This is a genomic window from Arthrobacter sp. BE255 (genome assembly GCF_031457335.1).
GTDB lineage: Bacteria > Actinomycetota > Actinomycetes > Actinomycetales > Micrococcaceae > Arthrobacter.
This window is the reverse complement of the sequence record NZ_JAVDWK010000034.1, coordinates 1-1,545: the sequence shown is the minus strand read 5'-3', so window position 1 is coordinate 1,545 and position 1,545 is coordinate 1. Positions and strand designations below refer to the sequence as shown.

General features: G+C 55.1%; 1 rRNA gene. It reads right to left on the bottom strand.

Features of this window, described 5'->3' with window-relative positions:
• Positions 1-10: 10 nt before the first annotated feature.
• Positions 11-1,545 (bottom strand): 23S ribosomal RNA (locus tag J2X42_RS23305); the annotation flags it as partial.

The window sequence follows — 1,545 nt, the reverse complement described above, 5'->3', positions numbered from 1 at the left end:
GGGGTGGTGTGTGGTGTAAGTTATCGGCCTATTAGTACCGGTCAGCTTCACGAGTCGTTAGTCCTCGCTTCCACATCCGGCCTATCAACCCAGTGGTCTGGCTGGGGGCCTCTCACACACAAGGTGTATGGAAATCTCATCTCGAAGCGAGCTTCCCGCTTAGATGCTTTCAGCGGTTATCCCATCCGAACGTAGCTAATCAGCGGTGCACTTGGCAGTACAACTGACACACCAGAGGTTCGTCCGTCCCGGTCCTCTCGTACTAAGGACAGCCCTTCTCAAATTTCCTGCGCGCGCAGCGGATAGGGACCGAACTGTCTCACGACGTTCTAAACCCAGCTCGCGTACCGCTTTAATGGGCGAACAGCCCAACCCTTGGGACCTACTCCAGCCCCAGGATGCGACGAGCCGACATCGAGGTGCCAAACCATGCCGTCGATATGGACTCTTGGGCAAGATCAGCCTGTTATCCCCGAGGTACCTTTTATCCGTTGAGCGACGGCCATTCCACAATGTACCGCCGGATCACTAGTCCCGACTTTCGTCCCTGCTCGAGATGTCTCTCTCACAGTCAAGCTCCCTTGTGCACTTACACTCGACACCTGATTGCCAACCAGGCTGAGGGAACCTTTGGGCGCCTCCGTTACTTTTTAGGAGGCAACCGCCCCAGTTAAACTACCCATCAGGCACTGTCCCTGACCCGGATTACGGGCCGAAGTTAGATGTCCAAAGTGACCAGAGTGGTATTTCAACGATGACTCCACCCGAACTGGCGTCCGGGCTTCAACGTCTCCCACCTATCCTACACAAGCCACTCCGAACACCAATACCAAACTATAGTAAAGGTCTCGGGGTCTTTCCGTCCTGCTGCGCGTAACGAGCATCTTTACTCGTACTGCAATTTCGCCGAGTTTATGGTTGAGACAGCGGGGAAGTCGTTACTCCATTCGTGCAGGTCGGAACTTACCCGACAAGGAATTTCGCTACCTTAGGATGGTTATAGTTACCACCGCCGTTTACTGGGGCTTAAATTCTCAGCTTCGCCTTGCGGCTAACCGGTCCTCTTAACCTTCCAGCACCGGGCAGGAGTCAGTCCGTATACATCGTCTTGCGACTTCGCACGGACCTGTGTTTTTAGTAAACAGTCGCTTCCCCCTGGTCTCTGCGGCCCCGATCCCCTCCCACCAGCGTGTGGTGTTCAAGGTTGGGGCCCCCCTTCTCCCGAAGTTACGGGGGCATTTTGCCGAGTTCCTTAACCATAATTCTCTCGATCGCCTTAGTATTCTCTACCTGATCACCTGTGTCGGTTTGGGGTACGGGCGGCTAAAACCTCGCGTCGATGCTTTTCTCGGCAGCATAGGATCACCAAATCCCCCCAAACGGGGGTCCCATCAGATCTCAGGCATCATGAACAGCGGATTTGCCTACCGTTCGCCCTACATCCTTAGACCGGGACAACCATCGCCCGGCTTGGCTACCTTCCTGCGTCACACCTGTTAATACGCTTGCCTCCCAGGATCAGGTCCTGCGCTCCACCAAAACCCT